Source organism: Vulcanococcus sp., assembly GCF_044369115.1.
In the GTDB taxonomy this organism is placed as follows: Bacteria; Cyanobacteriota; Cyanobacteriia; order PCC-6307; family Cyanobiaceae; genus Vulcanococcus.
In genome coordinates, this window is sequence record NZ_JBIPMN010000214.1 from 1 (window position 1) to 3725 (window position 3725).

3 protein-coding genes and 1 pseudogene are annotated in these 3725 nt (G+C 59.8%); 1 reads left to right on the forward strand and 3 read right to left on the reverse strand.

Translation table 11 applies throughout. From position 1 onward, the window contains the following. The first annotated feature begins 709 nt into the window (after nt 1-709). Complete coding sequence (locus ACIQ2E_RS13260; RefSeq protein ID WP_398331434.1) at nt 710-1852, forward strand: AAA family ATPase; 1143 nt, start codon at nt 710-712, stop codon at nt 1850-1852. Between the two features lie 63 nt (nt 1853-1915). On the opposite strand, the gene ACIQ2E_RS13265 is transcribed toward ACIQ2E_RS13260, so the two are convergent. The 3 genes and pseudogenes from ACIQ2E_RS13265 to ACIQ2E_RS13275 all read right to left on the reverse strand — a co-directional run. Next, entirely contained in the window at nt 1916-2233 is a 318-nt protein-coding gene (locus ACIQ2E_RS13265) for a hypothetical protein (protein ID WP_398331437.1), read from the reverse strand. A gap of 229 nt (nt 2234-2462) precedes the next feature. Further along, complete coding sequence (locus ACIQ2E_RS13270; protein ID WP_398331440.1) at nt 2463-2894, reverse strand: hypothetical protein; 432 nt, start codon at nt 2892-2894, stop codon at nt 2463-2465. 302 nt (nt 2895-3196) lie between these two features. After that, a pseudogene (locus ACIQ2E_RS13275) lies at nt 3197-3725 on the reverse strand (MCE family protein); the annotation flags it as partial.

Here is a 3725-nt window from a genome sequence, read left to right on the forward strand (position 1 = left end):
CACCAATACCTCCGCAAGCAAGCCCCTTGGCATCACTGCCAGGGGCACAAACCAAGCGACATTGAAGAAAAAAAGCGGTAGATAGATAGTGCAGGCCATTAGCACCAGCAGCCCGGAAGCAAGCAGATCACTCATGATCAACTCACGCCATCGCCGGTGCTGCACCTGCCAGAAGGCCAGGGCCAGAGATGGCAGCCAGCCGGCCACAAGCAACATCACTGTCACCATCCCCGGCCTAGCGGAACAGCTGGCAATGAGGACCAACCACCCCAGGCCAAGCCCCAGCTGTAGCGACAGCCATCGCAAGGATTGACGCTCTAGCAGCATCGATTCGAAGGGCTCGCCACCTACTCACAAATCTCATCAGTTTTGTCATCTTGCCCTGCTTTGCTGCTGGATGCCAGCTTGCTGTTGGGATGTCTTCTCCCCACATAGACCGTGCAGAACCCTTCACCAGCAACTCGTATCACACCGGCGTCAGCGTTCGAATCCAGACCAGCAGTGAAGGTTCACAGCAGCTGCTAACAATCAGCACCCAAAGGCTCGCGTAGTCAAATCGCACCGATCTCAACCGCAACGTCCAACCACGCCACAGCCACCGGTGGTAAACGGCAGATCTGCTACAAGCTCCGTGCAGGAGGAGCAACATTGAGACTGCATCCAACCAGCGTCCTCACGTTCTGAGATCGCTCCGCCACCGTTTATCCACATGAGCACGCTATTCCCCACGGGGCTAAGCCATATGGCTGTGGCGGGCTACAGATCCCTCAAGCAGCTCGCTCTGCCTCTTTCTGGCCTCACCGTTGTGGCAGGTGCCAATGGGTGCGGCAAGAGCAACCTCTATCGCTCACTCGGCCTGATCGCTGCAGCTGCCCGCGGTGATCTGGTTGCAGCTCTGGCAGAAGAAGGCGGCTTACCAGCTGTGTTCTGGGCCGGCCCACGCCCAGAGTCGCGACGTGATGCAGCGCGGTTGCGGCTGGGCTTTGCCGGCCACACCCTCTCCTATGCAATCGAGCTGGGCTATCGGGCCGACGACGAGACCAGCGCTTTTGTGCTCGATCCGGAAATCAAACGTGAATGGATCTGGGCTGGGGGCCCATTCCATCCCCGAAGCCTGTTAGTACAGCGCGATGGTGCCGTGGCAGAGCGTTGCAGTGGCAACGGCACTCGGGGCCACGCGCTGGCCCTGCAACTCTCTCCCCATGAGAGCCTCTTCTCGGCTGTTTCCGATCCGCTGGAGGCACCAGAGGTGTTCCAGCTGCGGCGCACAATCCTCAGCTGGCGCTTCTACGACAGCTTCCGCAGCGATCGCAACGCTCCGGCACGAACCGCGGGGCTAGCCACGCGCACCATTTCCCTGGCCAACGATGGTGGTGACGTGGCGGCCGCGGTGCAGACAATTCTAGAAATCGGTGATGGTGATGGCCTGCAGGCCGCCGTGGCCGATGCATTCCCCGGCTGCCACCTGTGTGTGGACACCAGCCAGCCCTGTTTTCGTCTGCTGCTACACCAGCCCGGTCTGCTGCGCCCGCTTGAGTCGAGTGAACTCTCCGACGGCACCCTGCGCTATCTGCTGCTGGTGGCGGCGTTGTTCAGCCCACGCCTTGCCCCGCTGCTGGTACTCAACGAACCAGAGAGCAGCCTGCATCCCGATCTGCTAGAGCCATTGGCCCGTCTAATAACGACCGCAGCCCAGCGCACCCAGGTGTGGGTGATTGCCCACGCCGATGCCTTGATCAACGCCCTCGCCGATTCGGAAGACTGCAAACTGCTGCGGCTGGAGCGTGAGCAAGGGGCCACGGTCCTACCTGGCCAAACGGTGCTGGAGCGCGCCGCCTGGCGCTGGCCATAGAGGCGAGCAGCGCGCTGACTCAGTAATAGGCGAATCGGCGGGTTTCAGGAGCGTCTCTCAGCCCTAGACCTTCGCGCGAGCGGAGAACTCACTGAGCTCCATCGATGCCGCCTCGGGCTTCTGCGACTCAATCAGGAAGCGCCTGGTTTCGCCCTGGAGACCAGCCTCATTGAACACCAGCTGATCAATCACCTCACCTTTGGCATTCAGCACATCGAATCGCATCGTGATGTCGCCACAAGGCCGATCCACGCACTTCACATCAAAGGCCTTGATCACTCCGCCGCCATACAATTGAGGTGCATGGCAACTCTCCTGGCACCAGCGATAGAACACCCCCGTTCCGTCATGACGCCATCCCTGTGCAGAGAGAAGCTGCATATCAGAAGGCTGACTTAACAACGAACTCAATCTTGCATTTTCACGACCAACCCAAAACCCAATCCCAAGGCACAAAAGCCCAAAGCAAGACCAAGACAGGAATCGAGATAGGAGCTCCCCAGCATGGGCATCGACTGTAGTGCTCGTGGGTTGGGAGTCAGGGAGACCAGACCCATCAACCTCTGCCATCAGTTGCTGCAGCCTCCGACTGTTCCCCTGTTCATGGGAATTAATCTTCGCCATCCTTCTCTCCATAAAGCGACCTGAACATCAGGCCCGCACCAGATGCAATCATCAGCACTATGGTAACAAGAGACCAGAGTGTTGTTGGCAAAAATTGCATGTTAAGGCTGTGGAGGATCCCAGCCGTCAATGCCGCTGCCGACCCCCATATCAAAAGCCAAGCCAGCTTGCGATAGGCGTTAATGAACAGCATGGCCACTCCTATGCCTAGAGGGATCATGAGGAGCCCCATGCCACCAGTGACTCCACCGAACGCAGGCATGCCCCAAGCGCCGCCATAGCCATAGCGCATGCCGTGACGGTAGGCGCCACCCCACCGACCCAAACCACCGATCCGACCGGTGCTGGACACCATCACCTGGTTCAGCAAGAGGAAGATTCCACCGGCGAATAAACCACCGCCGAATAAGAACGACAAGAAGTCCTGCGCAGGGTTTCGCCGCATCGTGCGTATTGATCTCCGTCCACCATGGCGAGGGCTTAAGGCAGTGTCATCCCCAAAACGGGTGAGCCCCCTGCGCTTTCAGGGTTCATCTGCGAGAACACTGCCCGAAAGCCCTAGATGTGTAGTCCCACCACGTTGTTCAGCAGCTCAGCTGGATACGGGCTACTTAAGACCTGGTCTCCCTAGCGGCTAAGCCAGGAATCCAGTTCGCAGGCGAGGGTGTTCAGCTCAGCAATGTCACGAACTTCTCTACCCCAGCCTCAGATAGCTCCCGATCAAGGCTGCGCCGGCGTAGCGGGGCTGGCGGAGGCGGGGGCTTCCTCGGTTGCACTCAGGCCCATCAGGCTGTGCAACAAGCGGCGGCTGGCGCCAGTGATCTGCTGCAGATCGTCGAGGGTGCGGATGAGCAGCGGTTGGCTCTGACGAATGAGCTGTTGCGCCTGGGTCGACGTCTGTTCGGCGCTGATGCCAGTGCGGCTCAGCTGGCGGAGGGCCTGGCGAAGCTCTGGCGCAGTGGAAACACTCTCTCGCTGCAGAACCGTCGCTAGTTCGCTCACCCCATTCAAGCTGCGGCGAGCCTCTCGTAGGGTCTGAGGAACATCTGTTGCCGTCAAACGGCTGGTGTTACGCAGGGTTGCCGTGAGCTCATCCTGAGCCTGCATCAACTGCCGCATCATGGTGGCCACGTTGATGGGCGGCTCGTAGCGAATCGTGCGGCCATTGAGGGTGGCGCCACGGCCGTGTGGCTGTGGATCGGCGCTGATCTCCAGGTAGTGGTCTCCCACCAAGCCCTCCTGGTTCTGA

Excerpts from the sequence above, each read along its gene's own strand:
- ACIQ2E_RS13260 (WP_398331434.1), top strand. The coding sequence starts at position 710 with ATGAGCACGCTATTCCCCACGGGGCTAAGCCATATGGCTGTGGCGGGC.
- ACIQ2E_RS13265 (WP_398331437.1), bottom strand. The coding sequence starts at position 2,233 with ATGCAGCTTCTCTCTGCACAGGGATGGCGTCATGACGGAACGGGGGTG.